Annotated in this window: 14 protein-coding genes; 10 read left to right on the top strand and 4 right to left on the bottom strand. The window is 63.8% G+C overall.

Translation table 11 applies throughout. The annotated features are described in order from the left end of the window. Positions 1–181 precede the first annotated feature (181 nt). On the top strand, positions 182–1,828 hold the full coding sequence (locus ACYUME_RS20400; RefSeq protein ID WP_279887601.1) for a Na+/H+ antiporter: 1,647 nt from the start codon (positions 182–184) through the stop codon (positions 1,826–1,828). Here the strand turns inward: ACYUME_RS20400 and ACYUME_RS20395 are convergent. The 4 genes from ACYUME_RS20395 to map all read right to left on the bottom strand — a co-directional run bounded on the left by ACYUME_RS20395 (position 1,821) and on the right by map (position 7,422). After that, positions 1,821–2,573, bottom strand: coding sequence for a M12 family metallopeptidase (locus tag ACYUME_RS20395; protein WP_460416557.1), 753 nt, complete (start codon positions 2,571–2,573; stop codon positions 1,821–1,823). The genes ACYUME_RS20400 and ACYUME_RS20395 overlap by 8 nt on opposite strands. A 113-nt stretch (positions 2,574–2,686) precedes the next feature. Continuing rightward, on the bottom strand, positions 2,687–3,889 hold the full coding sequence (dapC, locus tag ACYUME_RS20390; RefSeq protein ID WP_460416555.1) for a succinyldiaminopimelate transaminase: 1,203 nt from the start codon (positions 3,887–3,889) through the stop codon (positions 2,687–2,689). A 21-nt stretch (positions 3,890–3,910) separates the two neighbouring features. Then, a complete protein-coding gene (locus tag ACYUME_RS20385) occupies positions 3,911–6,613 on the bottom strand; it encodes a [protein-PII] uridylyltransferase (RefSeq protein ID WP_460416553.1) in 2,703 nt (900 codons plus the stop codon). Positions 6,614–6,639: 26 nt separating this feature from the next. Then, the gene (gene map / locus ACYUME_RS20380) at positions 6,640–7,422 is read right to left on the bottom strand and encodes a type I methionyl aminopeptidase (RefSeq protein ID WP_279887918.1); all 783 of its coding nucleotides are present in this window, start codon (positions 7,420–7,422) and stop codon (positions 6,640–6,642) included. Between the two features lie 346 nt (positions 7,423–7,768). On the opposite strand from map, the gene rpsB reads away from it, so the two are divergent. From rpsB to bamA, 9 genes are all read left to right on the top strand, one after another. Next, positions 7,769–8,506, top strand: coding sequence for a 30S ribosomal protein S2 (rpsB, locus tag ACYUME_RS20375; RefSeq protein ID WP_028690678.1), 738 nt, complete (start codon positions 7,769–7,771; stop codon positions 8,504–8,506). Between the two features lie 185 nt (positions 8,507–8,691). Beyond that, entirely contained in the window at positions 8,692–9,555 is an 864-nt protein-coding gene (gene tsf, locus ACYUME_RS20370; RefSeq protein WP_008094914.1) for a translation elongation factor Ts, read from the top strand. A 181-nt stretch (positions 9,556–9,736) separates the two neighbouring features. Further along, on the top strand, positions 9,737–10,480 hold the full coding sequence (gene pyrH, locus ACYUME_RS20365; RefSeq protein WP_166883533.1) for a UMP kinase: 744 nt from the start codon (positions 9,737–9,739) through the stop codon (positions 10,478–10,480). Further along, positions 10,477–11,034: a ribosome recycling factor gene (frr, locus tag ACYUME_RS20360; protein ID WP_279887917.1), complete on the top strand. Its 558-nt coding sequence runs from the start codon at positions 10,477–10,479 to the stop codon at positions 11,032–11,034. The genes pyrH and frr overlap by 4 nt, the downstream gene beginning before the upstream one ends. 18 nt (positions 11,035–11,052) lie before the next feature. After that, a complete protein-coding gene (uppS, locus tag ACYUME_RS20355; RefSeq protein WP_460416550.1) occupies positions 11,053–11,808 on the top strand; it encodes a polyprenyl diphosphate synthase in 756 nt (251 codons plus the stop codon). Beyond that, entirely contained in the window at positions 11,808–12,623 is an 816-nt protein-coding gene (locus ACYUME_RS20350; RefSeq protein ID WP_460416548.1) for a phosphatidate cytidylyltransferase, read from the top strand. Before uppS ends, ACYUME_RS20350 begins: the two co-directional genes overlap by 1 nt. Continuing rightward, positions 12,620–13,810 carry a 1-deoxy-D-xylulose-5-phosphate reductoisomerase gene (gene ispC, locus ACYUME_RS20345; RefSeq protein WP_279887914.1) on the top strand — a complete coding sequence of 397 codons (1,191 nt, stop codon included), beginning with the start codon at positions 12,620–12,622 and terminating at the stop codon, positions 13,808–13,810. Before ACYUME_RS20350 ends, ispC begins: the two co-directional genes overlap by 4 nt. Positions 13,811–13,852: 42 nt before the next feature. Further along, entirely contained in the window at positions 13,853–15,205 is a 1,353-nt protein-coding gene (rseP, locus tag ACYUME_RS20340) for an RIP metalloprotease RseP (RefSeq protein WP_460416546.1), read from the top strand. Positions 15,206–15,280: 75 nt separating this feature from the next. Next, a complete protein-coding gene (bamA, locus tag ACYUME_RS20335; RefSeq protein WP_279887911.1) occupies positions 15,281–17,641 on the top strand; it encodes an outer membrane protein assembly factor BamA in 2,361 nt (786 codons plus the stop codon). Positions 17,642–17,659: the final 18 nt, after the last annotated feature.

Genomic DNA, 17,659 nt, shown 5'->3' with positions numbered 1-17,659 from the left:
CTGCGGGCCGGAAGGCATGGGAGGATGTGTGTCACGGCGTCTCGCGTAGCATTGTGTTACATATTCCTGGGCAGGCTGCGACTATCGTGCAGCGGTCCAGGGTAGCCGGCGACCGCTAACATATTGTTTCAATGACGATGTTGCGCCCCACTGTTTGTCGAATCACTCAGGAAACTTGCCGATGCAGTCAGCCTATACCGTTCTTATCCTGCTGATGCTGGTGAGCGTGTCGAAATTGGTGGGGCGTGTGCTGCCGCTGCCGTTGCCACTGTTGCAGATCGCTGCCGGCGCCTTGCTCGCCTGGCCTACCTTGGGCTTGCATGTGGCACTGGATCCCGAACTGTTCCTGTTCCTGTTCCTGCCGCCCTTGCTGTTCGCCGATGGCTGGCGCATGCCCAAGCGCGAGCTATGGCGCATCCGTGGCCCGGTGGTGGCGCTGGCGGTGGGGTTGGTCCTGTTCACCGTGGTTGGCGCCGGCTACTTCATCCACTGGCTGCTGCCGAGCATACCGCTGCCGGTGGCTTTCGCCCTGGCCGCGGTCCTGTCGCCCACCGATGCCGTGGCCGTGTCGGCCATTACCCAGGACCGTCTGCCCACTCCCCTGATGCACATGCTGCAGGGCGAGGCCTTGATGAACGATGCGTCGGGCCTGGTGACCTTCAAGTTCGCCTTGGCGGCGGCGATCACCGGCGCGTTCTCGCTGACCCAGGCCAGCCTGACCTTCGTGCTGGTCGCCCTGGGCGGCCTGGCGGTGGGGGTGGCGCTGAGCTGGTTGGTCGGACGCCTGCGCATGTGGATGATCACGCGCGGCTGGGATGATCCAGCGACTCATGTCGTGTTCATGCTGTTGCTGCCGTTTGCCGCCTACGTGCTGGCCGAGCGACTGGGGGTGTCGGGCATCCTCTCGGCGGTGGCGGCGGGCATGATGCAGAGCTGGCTCGACCTGCTGCCGCGCCAGACCAGCACGCGCCTGCTCAACCGCAGTGTCTGGTCGTTGCTGGAGTTCGCCTTCAATGGCCTGATTTTCCTCCTGCTGGGGTTGCAGTTGCCGGACATCATCAAGGCTGTGGTCAGCGATGAAATGACCGTCTGGCCGACACTGGCGTGGCGCTGCCTGGATGTGGTGGCGATCTTCGCTGCCCTGGTGTTGCTGCGCTTCGTCTGGGTGCAGAGCATCTGGCGGGCAATCGGAGCGGTGCGTCGCTGGCGTGGCAAGCCCGCGCTGGTGCTGATGCCGACCGCGCGTTCCTGCTGGTTGCTGACCCTGGGCGGCGTGCGTGGCGCGGTGACCCTGGCCGGCGTCATGTCGGTGCCCTTGCTGATCGGGGCGGGCAAGGCGTTTCCTGAGCGGGATCTGCTGATCTTCATTGCCGCGGGGGTGATCCTGTTGTCGCTGGTCAGCGCCTGCATCGCCCTGCCGATCCTGTTGCGTGGCGTGACCAAGAGCCCGGACGAGCGCTTGCGCCAGGAAGTGCAGGAGGCCTGGCGGCGTACCGCGGAGGCGGCAATCCATGCGCTGGAGGCCGAGGACGTGACCGACGCCGGCGCCCCCCAGGACGCCGCGCAGGCCACGCTGGCCACCGAGCTCAAGGCGCGCTTGATGGCCGAGTACCGGGACGAGCTCGACAGTTACAACGACACCGCCGAGGCCCGGGCCCTGGCCGAACAGATGGACCTGCTGGAGCGTCGGTTGCGCTTGCGCGCACTGCGTGCCCAGCGTCTGGAGCTGTACGAGTTGCACCGCCAGCACCTGGTGGGCGACGAGGTGGTGCGCCAAGTGCTGGGAGAGCTGGACTTGAGCGAGGCGAATCTGGGCGCGGTCAAGTGAGGTCGGGTGAACCCTTGCCTGGGTAGATCATGCGCATGAACTGCTTGTCCTTGGCACTCAGTTCATGGCGCCAGCCCGAGGCGCAATCGCCAAGCGTGTGCGCCTGCCTGATGGGGTAGTGCATGATCGACCGACGATCGTAGCGCAGGGTGGTGCGCGGCTCGTAGGTGATGGGGTCGTAGTTTTGCCTGATCAGCCGCTCCAGCGTCTTGTCGAACGCGTGCCACGCGCGCTCCTGATCGCTGAATCGAGCGGCGATGTGGCGACGCAGTGCCGCCCTGTCCCAGGGAATGTTCGCATCGGGGTGCTGATGCTCGTGGAACAGGCCAAGAGCATGCCCGAACTCGTGCAGCACGGTGCTGTGGAAGTCGGGGTCAGTGGGTTTTATCCCCAGAGTCATGGTCTCGCCGTCCGCCACCAGCCGATGCTTGCCGTAATCGCTTTGGTTGAGCGTTTCCTCGGCATCGGTGCGGATGACGATCTCGGCATCCAGCTGGTCGTTGTCGGTCAGTACGAAGGACAGGTTGGCATGGTCGAGCCACTGCGAGGCAATCGTGAAGATCTGCTGCTTGAGTGCCTCGTCCGGTGTGCCCAGGAACGAGAGGCGCAGTGTCTGCCCGCCAGTCCAGAAGGTCTCGGGCAGGCCGATCGAGCGTTTGTTGCGGCCATTGACGACATTGCGCAGCCTGCCCTGCAGTGCCAGGCGTAGGTGGTGCACGGTTCTTTCCAGCAAAGGATCGTTCATGTTGCCCATCTCCAGAGTCAAGGAGCGGGCACTGTGCATGCGCAACGGTCTGGGCTGGTGGTATCCATGCATGCTTGCGGCTCGCGCTCGATGGCGCGAGCCGCAAGGGGGCGCTACCCTTGGCGCTGCTGGAGGAACGCGCGAATGCGCTCTGCTGCTTCGATGCATTCGGCCAGCGGCGCGACCAGCGCCATGCGCACGCGTCCAGCCCCAGGATTCACGCCGTCGACCTCGCGCGACAGGTACGACCCCGGCACCACGGTCACATGCTCGGCCTCGAACAGGTCGCGGGTGAAGTCCGCGTCGCTGCCAGACACCTTGGCCCACAGGTAGAAACTGCCGTCCGGACGTTGCACGTCCAGCACTGGTTGCAGGATGTCGAGCACGGCATCGTACTTGGCGCGGTACTGATCGCGGTTCTCGCGCACATGGCTCTCGTCCTGCCAGGCGGCGATGCTGGCCAGTTGGGTCTGCACCGGCATGGCGCAGCCATGGTAGGTGCGGTACAGCAGGAACGGCTTGATGATCTCGGCGTCACCGGCGACAAAACCCGAACGCAGGCCAGGCAGGTTGGAGCGCTTGGACAGGCTGTGGAACACCACGCAGCGCTTGAAGTCGCTGCGGCCCAGCTCGGCGCAGGCGCTGAGCAGGCCTGGTGGCGGGGCGTCCTCGTCGAAGTACAGCTCGCTGTAGCACTCGTCGGCGGCGATCACGAAGTCGTGCTCGTCGGCCAGGGCGATCAGCTTTTTCAGGGTGTCCATCGGCACCAGGGCGCCGGTGGGGTTGCCCGGGGAGCACAGGAACAGGATCTGGCAACGTTTCCATACTTCGGCCGGCACGGCGTCGAAGTCGGGGTTGAAGCCGTTGTTTTCCAGGCAGGGCAGGTAGTGCGGGGTGGCACCGGCCAGCAGGGCCGCGCCTTCGTAGATCTGGTAGAACGGGTTGGGGCTGACCACCAGGCCATCTGCCGAGCGATCGACCACGGCCTGGGTGAAGGCGAACAGCGCCTCGCGGGTGCCGTTGACCGGCAGGATATGGCGGTCGGCGTCCAGCCAGCCGGCCGGCACGCCGAAGCGCCGCTCGCACCACTGGCCGATGGCCTGGCGCAGGGCCGGCAGGCCCAAGGTGCTGGGGTAGACCGCCAGCTTGTCGAGGTTGTCGGCCATGGCCTTGGCGACGAAGGCCGGCGATTCGTGCTTCGGCTCGCCGATCGACAGGGCGATCGGGCGTTTGTCCGCCGCCGGCTTCACGCTCCCCAGCAGGGCACGCAGTTTCTCGAACGGGTAGGGCTGGAGCTGGGTCAGTGCTGGGTTCATTGGCGCAAGGTCTCGTTATCGTCAAAAGGTCATGCGGGTGGGGCTGGCATCGCTGGCCTGGCCGGCCTGCAGCTGCTGGACGATGGCCTCCTGCAGGCGGCTGCACAGCTGCGGATCGGACAGCGGCTGGTTGTCGGCGTCGGTGATGAAGAACACGTCCTCCACGCGCTCGCCGAGGGTGGCGATCTTGGCGTTCTGCAGCGAGATGTCGAACTCGAGGAAGATCCGCCCGATCCGCGCCAGCAGGCCGGGGCGGTCCGGCGCGGTGATCTCGAGGATGGTCACCGGTCGCTGGGCGTCGTTGAGGATGGTCACCTGGGGTGGAAAATCGAAGTGCTTGAGCTGACGCGGCACCCGGCGCTGGATGATGGTCGGGTAGTCCTCGGGGGTGCGCAGCGCTTCGGTCAGGCCGTCGCGGATCTGCCTGACCCGCTGCGGGTTGTCGCCGATCGAGCCGCCGTCGTTGTCGAGCACGATGTAGGTGTCGAGGGTGAACTGGCTGCTGGAGGTGATGATCCGCGCGTCATGGATGTTCAGGTTGAGCTGGGCCATGGCGGCCACGGTCACGGCGAAGAAATCGTGCTGGTCGGGGGCGTAGATGAAGATCTGCGTGCCACCCTCGAACTCGCGCTGGGTGGTTTCCTTGATCAGCACCAGTGGCCCGCCGTCGGCAGGCTGCTGGAGGATCGCATCGCTGTGCCAGGCCACGTCGGCGGCGGTGTGCTTGAGGAAGTAGTCGTCACCCAGTTGCGACCAGAGCTGTTCGACATCGTCCGGGTCGGTGCCCTCGCGCACCAGGATGTCGAGCGCGGCGCTCTGGGTCTGGCGGATCTGCTCCTCGCGGTCCAGCGGGTTCTCCAGGCCCCGGCGCAGCGCGCGCTTGGTCTCGGTGTAGAGCTGGCGCAGCAGGCTAGCGCGCCAGGAGTTCCACAGGCTGGGGTTGGTGGCGTTGATGTCGGCCACGGTCAGCACGTAGAGGTAGTCCAGGCGTGTTTCGTCGCCCACGTGCAGGGCGAAGTCGTTGATCACCTGTGGGTCGGAGAGGTCCTTGCGCTGGGCGGTGGTGGACATCACCAGGTGATTCTGCACCAGCCAGACGATCAGCCGGCTGTCCCACGCAGGCAGCTGATGACGCGCGCAGAAGGCCTGTGCGTCCACGGCGCCCAGTTCGGAGTGGTCGCCCTGGCGACCCTTGCCGATATCGTGATACAGGCCGGCCAGGTAGATCAGCTCGGGTTTGGGCAGGCGGCCCATGAGCTTGCTGGCCAGCGGGAATTTCTCGGAAACCGGGGTGTATTGCAGCTTGCGCAGGTGCTTGATCAGGTTGAGGGTGTGCGCATCGACCGTATAGATGTGGAACAGGTCGTGCTGCATCTGCCCGACGATCAGGCCGAACTCCGGCAGGTAGCGGCCGAGGATGCCGTAGCGGTTCATCCGCCGCAGGTTGCGGTGGATGCCGATCTCGCACTTGAACAGCTCGATGAACAGGCTGGTATTGCGGATATCGTTGCGGAACTTGTCGTCGATCAGGTGGCGATGTTCACGCAACAGGCGCACGGTGTCGGCGCGCACGCCTTTGATCTCGGGGTGCTGGGCCATCAGCACGAAGATCTCCAGCATGGCGAACGGGGTGCGTTTGAACACGTTCTGGTTGACCGCCTCTATATAGCCGTCGTGCAGGCGGAAGCGGGCGTTGAGTGGTTGCGTGGTGCCGCTGTCGTCATCGGCGAGGATCACCTCCTCGAAGTGCTGGATGATCAGGTCGCACAACTGGCTGATGCTCATCACCACCCGGTAGTACTGCTGCATGAACTGTTCGATCGCGCGCTTGGGGTTGTCGTCGGTGTAGCCCAGCAGCGCGGCGACGCTGCGCTGGTGGTCGAACAGCAGGCGGTCTTCGGCGCGTCCGGCGAGCATGTGCAGGGCGTAGCGCACGCGCCAGAGGAAGGCCTGGGACGAGGCCAGCAGCTCGTTCTCGCTTTCCAGCAGGAAGTCCTCGCCGGCCAGGGCGTGCAGGTTCAGGGTGCCGTACTGGCGCCTGGCCACCCAGAGCACGGTCTGGATATCGCGCAGACCACCTGGGCCGCCCTTGACGTTGGGCTCGAGGTTGTACTCGGTGTCGTTGTACTTGTGGTGGCGGGCCTTGAGCTCGGCGCGCTTGGCGAGGAAGAACTCCGCGGCAGGCCACATGTGCGCGGTGCTGGTGGCCTCGAGCATGCGCTGGCGCAGCGACTCGGGACCGGCGATGGTGCGGCTTTCCATCAGGTTGGTGATGACCGTCAGGTCGGCCCGGGCCTGCTCGGCGCATTCATCGACGGTGCGCACGCTCTGACCGACCTCCAGGCCGATGTCCCACAGCAGCGTGAGGAAGCGCTCGATGGCGTCGCGGTACTGCTCGTGCTCGGCGGCGTCGAGCAGGATCAGCAGGTCGATGTCCGAGAACGGGTGCAACTCGCCCCGGCCATAGCCGCCCACCGCCACCAGGGCGATGCCGTCCGGCGCGCCCCAGCTGAACTGGTGCCAGGCCTGCTGCAGGATATTGTCGACGAACCAGGCGCGGTCCTCGATCAGCCGGCGGATCTCGCGGCCTTCACGGAAACGCTTGTCGAGCACCTCGCCGGCCAGGCGGATGGCCTTCTTGAAGGCGGCGATAGGGCTTGCCTTGAGGGCCAGTTCCGCCTGGAACTGGCCACGGTCGAACAGCTCGGGATCCACCTGGGGCATCGAGTCGCGTTCCTGTGATGTGAATATCAGGCCGAGGTGCGCGGGATGGTGTCGTCCTTGCGCAGGGTGAAGATCTCGTAGCCGTTGGCGGTCACCACCAGGGTGTGTTCCCACTGGGCCGAGAGCTTGCGGTCCTTGGTAATGGCGGTCCAGCCGTCGCCCAGCACCTTGGTATCGGCCTTGCCCTGGTTGATCATCGGCTCGATGGTGAAGGTCATGCCTTCCTTGAGCTCCATGCCGGTGCCGGCCTTGCCGTAGTGCAGGATCTGCGGCTCCTCGTGGAACACCTTGCCGATGCCGTGGCCGCAGAACTCGCGGACCACCGAGAAGCCGTTCTTCTCGGCGTGCTTCTGGATCACTTCGCCGATGTCGCCCAGGCGGCAGCCCGGCTTGACCAGCTCGATGGCCTTGTACATGCATTCCTGGGTGACTTTCGACAGGCGCGCGGCCCACTCCGGCACGTCACCGACGTGGAACATGCGGCTGGTGTCGCCGTGGTAGCCATCCTTGATCACGGTGATGTCGATGTTGAGGGTGTCACCCTTCTTCAGCGGCTTGTCGTTGGGGATGCCGTGGCAGACCACGTGGTTGATCGAGGTGCAGATCGACTTCGGGTAGCCCTTGTAGTTGAGCGGGGCCGGGATGGCCTGCTGAACATTGACGATGTAGTCGTGGCAGATGCGGTCGAGTTCTTCGGTGGTGACACCGGGCTTGACGTGCTCTTCGATCATTTCCAGCACTTCGGCGGCCAGGCGGCCGGCGATGCGCATCTTTTCGATGTCTTCTGCAGTCTTGATGGTGACGGTCATACAGGCTCTCTACGGCGCCGCGTGCGGCGCGAACGAACGGGAAAGGCCGGATTCTACCAGAGCGCGGCGGCGATCTGTCGGGAGAGTCCCGTGGATCCGGTGGTCTATTGAGGGCATTCTGGCCGCAAAGCGCGGGTGCTGCAAAAACCGCTGACGGACGAAGCATCATCCGGGTTCCGTTCGCGTGCGGCCTGTGGTATAAAATGCGCCGCTTTCGGGGGATGTCCCTCGTCAGCTCAAACCCACACACGTGTCGACACGATGGCCTGGGTGCCCGGTTTCCCTGGAAACACGGGTTGGTCATTGGGATACGTGGAGGCCCAACCCGACTTATCAAGGAACTATCATGTCCCAAGTCAATATGCGCGATATGCTGAAGGCCGGTGTGCACTTCGGCCACCAGACCCGTTACTGGAACCCGAAAATGGGCAAGTACATTTTCGGCGCGCGTAACAAGATCCACATCATCAACCTGGAAAAAACCCTGCCGATGTTCAACGAAGCTCTGTCCTTCGTAGAGCGCCTGGCCCAGGGCAAGAACAAGATCATGTTCGTCGGCACCAAGCGTTCCGCCGGCAAGATCGTCGCCGAGCAAGCTGCTCGTTGCGGTTCGCCATACGTTGATCACCGTTGGTTGGGCGGCATGCTGACCAACTACAAGACCATCCGCGCTTCGATCAAGCGTCTGCGCGACCTGGAAACCCAGGCCGAAGACGGCACCTTCGCCAAGCTGACCAAGAAAGAAGCCCTGATGCGTTCGCGCGATCTGGAAAAGCTGGACCGCAGCCTGGGTGGTATCAAGGACATGGGCGGCCTGCCTGATGCCCTGTTCGTGATCGACGTCGACCACGAGCGCATTGCCATCACCGAAGCCAACAAGCTGGGCATCCCGGTCATCGGCGTTGTCGATACCAACAGCAGCCCGGAAGGTGTGGACTACATCATCCCAGGCAACGATGACGCCATCCGCGCCATCGAGCTGTACATGACTTCGATGGCCGACGCCGTCATCCGCGGCCGCAACAACGTTGCCGGCGGCACTGAAGTCTACGCTGAAGAAGCGGCTGCACCTGCTGCTGAGTAATTGACGCCTGGCGTCTACTTGGCACGCAAAAAGGGGGCTTGGCCCCCTTTTTGCCACCTTGAAATCCTGCTGTCAGCGAAGGCCCCGCATCATGGGCGAGCTGATATAAAGGCAGCGATTTGCAGAATTTAACGCCCGTGACGAGCGGGTGGAATGGTTGAAAAACTTTCCAAGAGGATTTTGAAATGGCAGCAATTACTGCAGCGCTGGTCAAAGAACTGCGCGAGCGTACCGGCGAAGGCATGATGGATTGCAAGAAGGCCCTGGAAAAGGCCGGCGGCGACATCGAGAAAGCCATTGACGACATGCGTGCCTCGGGCGCCATCAAGGCCGCCAAGAAGGCTGGCAACGTTGCCGCCGAAGGCGCCATCGCCGTCAAGACCGACGGTAAATCCGCCGTTCTGCTGGAAGTGAACTCGCAGACCGACTTCCTGGCCCTGCAAGACGACTTCAAGAACTTCGTTGCCGAAAGCCTCGAAGAAGCCTTCGCCCAGAAGCTGACCGACGCAGCTCCGCTGATCGCCTCGCGTGAAGCTGCTCGTGAAGCCCTGGTCGCCAAGTGCGGCGAGAACGTCAACATTCGTCGCCTGGTGCGCGTGGAAGGCGACGTTGTCGGTGCCTACCTGCACGGCAACAAGATCGGTGCCGTTGTTGTCCTGAAAGGCGGCGACGTCGAGCTGGCCAAGAACATCGCCATGCACGTTGCAGCTTCGAACCCAGAGTTCCTGGATGCGTCGGAAATCTCCGCCGAGGCCATCGAGCGTGAGAAGAACGTCTTCCTGCAGCTGAACGCCGACAAGATCGCCGGCAAGCCGGAAAACATCGTTGAGAACATGATCAACGGTCGTATCACCAAGTTCAAAGCCGAAGCCTCGCTGAAAGAGCAAGCCTTCGTCATGAACCCGGAAGTCAAGGTTGGCGAGCTGGCCAAGAAAGCTGGCGCCGAAATCGTTTCCTTCACCTACTTCAAGGTTGGCGAAGGCATCGAGAAGCCGGTTGACGACTTCGCTGCCGAAGTTGCCGCCCAGGTAGCTGCCGCCAAGCAGTAAGACGGACTCGTCTGTCGCCCCGAAGAGGCTGCCCGCTCACGCGCGCAGCCTCTTTGTCAAAGCGCGGAAGGGTTTATAAAGCCTTTCTTCGCTGGCACTGAAGCAGTGCCACGCTACAGTTAGCAGGCTGTGAACAGCCCGCACGGAATTTTCTAAAAGTACGCCGCAGGAGAGACTCGCAATGGCTCAGCAGGTGAGTGGTCGCCAACCTCGCTATAAACGCATTTTGCTCAAACTTAGCGGCGAGGCCCTGATGGGCTCGGAAGACTTCGGGATCGACCCGAAGGTGCTGGATCGCATGGCCCTGGAAGTGGGTCAGCTGGTGGGTATCGGTGTTCAGGTCGGCCTGGTGATCGGTGGTGGCAACCTGTTCCGCGGCGCCGCGCTCAGCGCAGCCGGCATGGATCGCGTCACCGGTGACCACATGGGCATGCTGGCCACCGTGATGAACGGCCTGGCCATGCGCGACGCCCTGGAGCGCTCGAACATCCCGGCGCTGGTCATGTCGGCCATTTCCATGGTCGGTGTCACCGATCATTACGATCGCCGCAAAGCAATTCGTCACCTCAACTCCGGTGATGTGGTAATTTTCTCCGCCGGTACCGGCAACCCGTTCTTCACCACCGACTCCGCAGCCTGCCTGCGAGCCATCGAAATCGATGCCGATGTCGTGCTGAAGGCGACCAAGGTCGATGGTGTGTACACTGCCGATCCATTCAAGGATCCGCACGCCGAGAAGTTCGATCACCTCACCTACGACGAGGTGCTGGATCGCAAGCTCGGCGTCATGGACCTTACCGCAATCTGCCTGTGCCGCGACCACAAGATGCCATTGCGGGTATTCAACATGAACAAGCCTGGCGCCCTGCTGAACATCGTGGTGGGTGGCGCTGAAGGTACTTTGATCGAGGAAGGCGAAGCATGATCAACGACATCAAGAAAGACGCGCAGGAGCGCATGGGCAAGTCCCTCGAGGCCCTGGCCCGCAACCTGGCGGCGATCCGCACCGGTCGCGCCCACCCGAGCATCCTGGACGGCGTCAAGGTGCCGGCCTGGGGCAGCGATATGCCGCTGAACCAGGTGGCCGCGATCACTGTCGAGGACGCCCGTACCCTGAAGATCGTCGCCCACGACAAGAACCTCAGCGCCGCCATCGAGAAGGCCATCCTGACTTCCGACCTGGGTCTGAACCCATCCAGCGCCGGCACCACCATTCGCGTGCCGATGCCGGCCCTGACCGAGGAGACCCGCAAGGGCTACACCAAGCAGGCCAGCGGCGTTGCCGAGGATGCCAAGGTCGCCGTGCGCAACGTCCGTCGCGACGCGCTCGCCGATCTGAAGAAGCTGACCAAGGACAAGGAAATCAGCGAGGACGAAGAGCGTCGCGCGGCTGACGAGATCCAGAAGCTGACCGACAAGTTCGTCGCCGAAGTCGACGCAGCCTTCAAAGCCAAGGAAAAGGACCTGATGGCCGTTTGAGGCCAGGGTTTCTCTTTAATGGAAAAGACCAAGTCGGCGGCACCTTCCTCGGTGCCGCGTCATGTCGCGATCATCATGGATGGCAACAACCGCTGGGCGAAGAAGCGTCTTCTGCCCGGCGTCGCCGGACACAAGGCGGGTGTGGATGCCGTCCGCGCGGTGATCGAAGTCTGCGCCGAGGCGAAGGTCGAAGTGCTCACGCTCTTCGCCTTCTCCAGCGAGAACTGGCAGCGTCCGGCCGAAGAGGTCGGGGCGTTGATGGAGCTGTTCTTCTCGGCCCTGCGGCGTGAGGCCAAGCGCCTGAACGACAACAACATCAGTCTACGCATCATTGGTGATCGATCGCGCTTCCATCCTGAGCTGCAGGCAGCGATGCGCGAGGCCGAGGCGGCCACGGCGGGCAGCAACCGCTTCATCCTGCAGATCGCCGCCAACTATGGTGGCCAGTGGGATATCGCCCAGGCCGCGCAGCGTCTGGCCAGGGAAGTCCAGGCCGGGCACCTGCGTCCGGACGATATCACCCCTGAGCTGCTGCAGACTTGCCTGGCCACCGGCGACCTGCCGCTGCCCGACCTGTGCATCCGCACCGGCGGTGAGCATCGCATCAGCAATTTCCTGCTGTGGCAGCTGGCTTACGCCGAGCTGTACTTCTCCGACCTGTACTGGCCGGACTTCAAACACGAGGCCATGCGCAGCGCGCTGGCCGATTTCGCTTCGCGCCAGCGCCGCTTCGGTAAGACCAGCGAGCAGGTCGAGGCTGGAGCCCGCGCTTAATGCTTAAACAACGCATCATTACCGCGCTGATCCTGTTGCCGATCGCGCTGGGCGGGTTCTTCCTGCTCAATGGTGGCGATTTCGCCCTGTTCATCGGCTTTGTGGTCACGCTCGGGGCCTGGGAGTGGGCGCGTCTGGCCGGCCTGGTGGCGCAGTCGCTGCGCATCGCCTATGCCGCGGTGGTCGCCGGGGCGCTGATGCTGCTCTACCTGATGCCGGACCTCGCGCCCTGGGTGCTGGGCGCCTCGGTGATCTGGTGGGCTTTGGCCACCTGGCTGGTGCTGACCTATCCGCGCAGCAACGAACTGTGGAGCAGCGCGGCATGTCGTTTGCTGATCGGTCTGCTGGTGCTGCTGCCGGCCTGGCAAGGCCTGGTGCTGCTCAAGCACTGGCCGTTGGGCAACTGGCTGATCCTGGCGGTCATGGTGCTGGTCTGGGCGGCCGACATCGGCGCCTATTTCTCCGGGCGTGCTTTCGGCAAGCGCAAGCTGGCGCCGCAGGTCAGTCCGGGCAAGAGCTGGGAAGGGGTCTACGGCGGCCTGGTGGTCAGTCTGCTGATCACCCTGGGCGTGGGCCTGACCCGCGACTGGAGCTTCGGTCAGGTAGTGCTGGGGTTGCTCGGCGCGGTGGTGGTGGTCATGTCGTCGGTGGTCGGTGACCTGACCGAAAGCATGTTCAAGCGCCGCGAAGGCATCAAGGACAGCAGCAACCTGCTGCCGGGGCACGGTGGCGTGCTTGATCGCATCGACAGCCTGACGGCGGCGATTCCGATGTTTGCCGTGCTGCTGTGGGCGGCTGAGTGGGGTGTGATGTGAGCGCCGTGCAACGCATAACCGTGCTGGGGGCCACCGGCTCCATCGGTCTGAGCACGCTGGACGTTATTGCCCGACACCCTGAACGTTATCAGGTGTTCGCCTTGAGCGGTTATTCGCGCATCGATGAGCTGCTGGCCCTGTGCGAGCGTCATCGTCCGGCCTTCGCCGTGGTGCCGAGCGCCGAGGCGGCCGAGCGGCTGCGCCAAGGGTTGGCCGCGGCCGGTTGCGCCACCGAGGTGCTGGAAGGCGAGGGCGGGCTGTGCCAGGTCGCATCCGCCAGCGAGGTGGACACGGTGATGGCCGCCATCGTCGGCGCAGCCGGCTTGCGTCCGACCCTGGCCGCGGTCGAGGCGGGCAAGAAGGTGCTGCTGGCCAACAAGGAGGCCCTGGTGATGTCCGGGGCACTGTTCATGGATGCGGTGCGTCGCAGCGGTTCGGTATTGCTGCCGATCGACAGCGAGCACAACGCGATCTTCCAGTGCATGCCTGGCGATTATGCCCGCGGCCTGAGCGCTGTCGGCGTGCGCCGGATCCTGCTGACCGCCTCCGGCGGCCCGTTCCGCGAAACCCCTGCCGAAGCGTTGCTGGATGTAACTCCGGAGCAGGCCTGCGCGCACCCTAACTGGTCCATGGGCCGCAAGATTTCGGTCGATTCGGCCAGCATGCTGAACAAAGGCCTTGAGCTGATCGAGGCCTGCTGGCTGTTCGATGCCAGGCCATCGCAGGTGGAAGTGGTGGTGCATCCGCAGAGCGTCATCCACTCGCTGGTGGACTACGTCGACGGCTCGGTGCTCGCCCAGCTGGGCAACCCGGACATGCGCACGCCGATCGCCAACGCCCTGGCCTGGCCGGAGCGCATCGATTCGGGCGTCGCGCCGCTGGACCTGTTCGCCATCGCTCGTCTGGATTTCCAATCCCCCGACGAACAGCGCTTCCCCTGCCTGCGCCTGGCGCGTCAGGCTGCCGAGGCGGGCAACAGCGCCCCGGCGGTGCTCAATGCCGCCAACGAAGTGGCCGTCGAGGCGTTCCTGCAGCGGCGTATCCGCTTCCCGGAGATCGCGGGTATGATCGAGCAGGTGCTCGACCAGGAGCCTGTGGTTCCACTGCCAACGCTCGATGCGGTGTTCGCCGCCGATCAGCGTGCCCGGGAGCTGTCCCGGGAATGGCTGCGACGCCACGGTCGCTGACCCTGGCGACCGACTCCGCCGAATGTCACCCGGAGACTGGACATGACTGCGCTTTACATGATTGTCGGCACACTGATAGCGCTTGGTGTGCTGGTCACGTTCCACGAGTTCGGTCACTTCTGGGTGGCCCGGCGTTGCGGCGTCAAGGTGCTGCGCTTCTCGGTCGGCTTCGGCACGCCGCTGGTGCGCTGGCATGATCGCCAGGGTACCGAGTTCGTGATCGCCGCGATTCCCCTGGGTGGCTACGTCAAGATGCTCGACGAGCGCGAGGGCGAAGTGCCGCCGGCGCTGGTCGAACAGTCGTTCAACCGCAAGAGCGTGCGTCAGCGCATCGCCATCGTCGCCGCTGGCCCCATCGCCAACTTCCTGCTGGCCATCCTGTTCTTCTGGGTGGTGGCCATGCTCGGCTCGCAGCAGGTGCGGCCGGTCATCGGCGCGGTCGAGTCGGGCAGTCTGGCGGCGACCGCCGGTCTGAACGTCGGCCAGGAAATCGTCTCCATCGACGGCAAGCCGACCAATGGCTGGTCGGCGGTCAACCTGCAACTGGTGCGGCGCCTCGGCGAGAGCGGCGTGTTGCGGGTGGGCGTGGTCGACGAGGGGGCGACGGCCGAGCGCCAGCATGAGATTCAGCTGAGCCATTGGCTCAAAGGGGCCGATGAGCCCGACCCGATCCAATCCCTGGGCCTGCGCCCCTGGCGCCCGGCAATGATCCCGGTGCTGGCCGAGATCGATCCCAAGGGGCCGGCCGCCGCCGCGGGGCTGAAAAGCGGCGACACGCTGCTGGCGCTCGATGGCGTGGCGCTGGCCGACTGGCAGCAGGTGGTGGACGCGGTGCGTGCCCGCCCGGATAGCAAGGTGACCCTGCGCATCGAGCGTGATGGCGCGCAACTCGAGGTGCCTGTCACCCTGGCGCGCAAGGGTGAAGGGCAGGCTTCCGGGGGGTACCTGGGGGCTGGCGTCAAAGCTGGCGAATGGCCGGCGCGCATGCTTCGCGAGGTCAGCTACGGACCGCTGGAAGCGCTGGGCGAGGGCCTCTCGCGCACCTGGAGCATGAGCGTCCTGACCCTTGAATCGCTGAAGAAAATGCTGTTCGGAGAGCTCTCGGTAAAAAACTTGAGCGGACCGATAACCATTGCTAAAGTGGCGGGCGCTTCAGCCCAGTCGGGCGTCGGGGATTTCCTTAATTTCCTGGCCTATCTGAGCATAAGCCTGGGGGTTCTGAATCTGCTGCCCATCCCGGTATTGGATGGGGGGCATTTGCTGTTCTACCTGATCGAATGGGCGCGCGGTCGCCCGCTCTCGGATCGGGTGCAAGGTTGGGGGGTCCAGATCGGTATCAGTTTGGTCATCGGGGTGATGTTGCTCGCCCTGATCAACGATCTGGGTCGACTATAAAAGCTTCGCTCAATCGCGAAACCTGCCGCCTCGTCGCGGCAGGTTGTTTATTGCCAGTTGGAATAAAAGGACTTCATGAAACGTCTGCTGCTAACTGCGGTGCTCTCCGCACTGATGATCGCTGAAGTTCACGCCGAGTCCTTCACCATCTCCGATATTCGTGTCAACGGCCTGCAGCGGGTGTCCGCTGGCAGCGTGTTCGGCGCATTGCCGCTGAATGTCGGCGACCAGGTCGACGACCGCCGCCTGGTCGAGTCGACCCGCTCGCTGTTCAAGACCGGCTTCTTCCAGGACATTCAGCTGAACCGCGACGGCAATGTCCTGATCATCAACGTGGTCGAGCGCCCGTCGGTCTCCAGCATCGAGATCGAAGGCAACAAGGCGATCAGCACCGAAGACCTGATGAAGGGCCTGAAGCAATCGGGCCTGGCCGAGGGCGAGATCTTCCAGCGCGCGACACTCGAAGGCGTGCGTAACGAACTGCAGCGCCAGTACGTCGCCCAGGGCCGCTACTCGGCCGAGGTCAACGCCGAAGTCGTGCCGCAGCCGCGCAACCGTGTCGGCCTGAAGATCAAGATCAACGAAGGCACCGTTGCCGCGATCCAGCACATCAACGTGGTGGGCAACACGGTGTTCGACGACGAGACCCTCGGTCAGCTGTTCGAACTGAAGACCACCAACTGGCTGTCGTTCTTCAAGAACGACGACAAGTACGCCCGCGAGAAACTGTCCGGTGACCTCGAGCGCCTGCGCTCCTACTACCTGGACCGCGGCTACATCAACATGGATATCGCTTCGACCCAGGTGTCCATCACCCCGGACAAGAAGCACGTCTACATCACCGTCAACATCAACGAAGGCGAGAAATACACCGTTCGCGACGTGAAGTTGTCCGGTGACCTCAAGGTGCCGGAAGACCAGGTCAAGTCGCTGCTGCTGGTGCAGCCAGGCCAGGTGTTCTCGCGCAAGGTGATGACCACCACCTCCGACCTGATCACCCGTCGCCTGGGTAACGAAGGCTACACCTTCGCCAACGTCAACGGCGTGCCACAGCCGAACGACCAGGATCACACCGTCGACATCATGTTCGTCGTCGATCCGGGCAAGCGTGCCTACGTCAACCGCATCAACTACCGCGGCAACACCAAGACCGAAGACGAAGTGCTGCGTCGCGAGATGCGCCAGATGGAAGGCGGCTGGGCTTCGACCTACCTGATCGACCAGTCCAAGACCCGTCTCGAGCGCCTGGGCTTCTTCAAGGAAGTCAACGTCGAGACCCCGCCGGTGCCGGGCACCGACGACCAGGTCGACGTCAACTACAGCGTCGAGGAGCAAGCCTCCGGCTCGATCACCGCCAGCGTCGGTTTCGCCCAGAGCGCCGGTCTGATCCTGGGTGGCTCGATCAGCCAAAGCAACTTCCTGGGTACCGGTAACAAGGTGTCGATCGGCCTGACCCGTTCCGAATACCAGACCCGCTACAACTTCGGCTTCGTCGACCCCTACTTCACCGCCGACGGTGTCAGCCTGGGCTACAACGCCTTCTACCGCAGCACCGACTATGACGACCTCGATGTCGACGTGGCCAGCTATGCGGTCGACAGCCTGGGTGCCGGTGTCAGCCTCGGCTACCCGATCAGCGAGACCTCGCGCCTGACCTACGGCCTGACCGTGCAGCAGGACAAGATCAAGACCGGCCGCTACACCGTCGACGAGATCTTCAAGTTCCTTCAGGACGAGGGCGACAACTTCCTGAACTTCAAGGCGTCGATCGGCTGGTCCGAATCGACCCTGAACAAAGGCGTGCTGGCGACCCGTGGTCACTCCCAGAGCCTGACCCTGGAAACCACCGTGCCGGGCAGCGACCTGTCGTTCTACAAGCTCGACTACCGTGGCCAGCTGTTCAAGCCGATCAACAACGAATACACCCTGCGCCTGCACACCGAGCTGGGCTATGGTGATGGTTTCGGTTCGACCTCCGGTCTGCCGTTCTATGAAAACTACTATGCCGGTGGCTTCAACTCGGTGCGTGGCTTCAAGGACAGCAGCCTGGGTCCTCGCAGCACGCCGAGCCGTGGCGCGGCCGTGACCGGCAACCAGGGCACCATCGCCGACCCGGATCAGGATCCGCTGCCGTTCGGTGGTAACGTGCTCGTCCAGGGTGGCGTGGAGCTGCTGTTCCCGCTGCCGTTCGTCAAGGATCAGCGTTCGCTGCGCACCTCCGTGTTCTGGGATGTGGGTAACGTGTTCGACACCAACTGCGGCTCCAAGCCCGATTGCGCGAAAGTCGGTTTCTCGGACATGGCCAGCTCGGTCGGTCTGGGGGTGACCTGGATCACCGCGCTGGGCCCGCTGAGCTTCAGCCTGGCGATGCCGATCAAGAAGCCGGACGACGCCGACACGCAGGTGTTCCAATTCTCTCTGGGCCAGACCTTCTGAGGTCGGCCCTCGCTTAAC

The sequence above is a fragment of the Pseudomonas sp. microsymbiont 2 genome (assembly GCF_054788395.1).
Note: the sequence above shows the minus strand (reverse complement) of the source record. Positions and strands in the feature narration are given on the sequence as shown.